We start from the raw sequence: 230 nt of genomic DNA on the forward strand, positions 1-230 counted from the left end.
GTGCAAATGACTGGCACAGATCCGCATCCGATATATCGTTGCCGTTTACCGACACACGCTCGTTGTAGCGCAGAATATGCGGCGAATTATAACAACCGACCGAAAATCCCTGACGTGACAACAAGGCACTCATCAATGCTGAGGTTGTGCCTTTGCCATTGGTGCCTGCGACCAGTATCACCAGCCCGGCCGGGTGCAAGCAGCCCAACCGTTCTGCGACCGTACGGACG

The 230-nt window shown here is 55.2% G+C and carries 1 pseudogene; it reads right to left on the reverse strand.

Annotation, left to right across the window (positions count from 1 at the left end):
* A pseudogene (locus Q4563_RS23245) lies at positions 1–230 on the reverse strand (bifunctional tetrahydrofolate synthase/dihydrofolate synthase); the annotation flags it as partial.

This window comes from Gilvimarinus sp. 1_MG-2023 (genome assembly GCF_030548285.1).